Here is a 1,128-nt window from a genome sequence, read left to right as displayed (position 1 = left end):
AGGTGGGTGAAGCCATGGCCATGGTCAAAGCGCTTAACCGGATCACGCTATTAGGAATGCCGAACAGTATTCGCATCACGTAACAATCGACCCGTATGGGGCGCAGTCATTACAGGTTCTGATTTATTCAACAAAGCCGATAGGATCATCGGTACTTACATCGAACGCGAGTACTACGTTTGATGCTACATCAACTCATTGAATACACGACCGAGGGAGGATTCGCAAGATGGAAATAGAACTTGCAGGGGGAAGGAAATTAGATCATTGCAGTATGACGAATTTAGTACAGTATGACGATAAAAGAAAAGCAACGGCGTTGAATTTATGGCAACGATTTCTCGATCTTTTCAGAACTTCGCCGAAAAAAGACGTTATTGACTCTCTTTATGAAAACATTAATGAGCATCCTGCCGCCAAGCTCGGTGGTACAGTCTATTATCGTTTTTATAATTTTGAAAAACTCAAAGCGCTGGCTTTACCAGCATACAGAAATCTTTTTAAAGTCAGTGCGCAATCGCTTGGAATGAAGGGGACGCGATACACTTTTTCAATCGATAAGGTCGATATTTACAGTTTCGACACACCCAATAATTGGGACTCACTGTTTAAGTTGTCAGTTAATCAGTTGCCTTTGGTTGAAAACTACAGCGCTATTGTTAAAAAATTCGCCGCAGATAATGATATTGAGTTTGCCAAGCAGTTCCCGGATACCAAGATAAAAGATAACTACGGTGGGGATGAAGTTATGGATTATAGCTGCTTTTTTTTAGAGAGAAACCCGGACATTAAACTCACCTTGCTTGAGTATGGTCTTTTCGATCTGGATATCACCAACGCTTTTGTAAATGACATGGAAGCTCAACTTAAAGGCGATGATGATAGAATAGGAAAGATCAATTACCGACTGATCACCTTGCAAGTGTCACTCAAATATCTTGAGAGCAGAGATTGCATAGCGTGATTATTCACCGGCAGTGGTGTTTTGGCTTTGTTGAATAATAGGTAATCATGCTGTTTTTCCATGCCAGTTTTGGTTGAAAATGCTTGTCATCTCAGGTGTACACTTTTCTCATGATGCCTAACTGCATGATTTTACGTTGCGAGGATCCGTCGTTTCACTGGGCT

Annotated in this window: 1 protein-coding gene and 1 pseudogene; both read left to right on the top strand. The window is 41.3% G+C overall.

Annotation, left to right across the window (positions count from 1 at the left end; all coding sequences use genetic code 11):
* Positions 1–83: pseudogene (locus tag QZ506_RS20600) on the top strand (lipoprotein); the annotation flags it as partial.
* Positions 84–229: 146 nt separating this feature from the next.
* Positions 230–964: a hypothetical protein gene (locus QZ506_RS20595; RefSeq protein WP_291973572.1), complete on the top strand. Its 735-nt coding sequence runs from the start codon at positions 230–232 to the stop codon at positions 962–964.
* Positions 965–1,128 lie beyond the last annotated feature (164 nt).

The sequence above is a fragment of the Candidatus Symbiopectobacterium sp. genome, from assembly GCF_020054415.1.
Classification (GTDB): domain Bacteria; phylum Pseudomonadota; class Gammaproteobacteria; order Enterobacterales; family Enterobacteriaceae; genus Symbiopectobacterium.
Note: the sequence above shows the minus strand (reverse complement) of the source record. Positions and strands in the feature narration are given on the sequence as shown.

Bases quoted from the DNA above. Each gene is read 5' to 3' on its own strand.
- QZ506_RS20595 (WP_291973572.1), top strand. From the start codon at position 230: ATGGAAATAGAACTTGCAGGGGGAAGGAAATTAGATCATTGCAGTATG.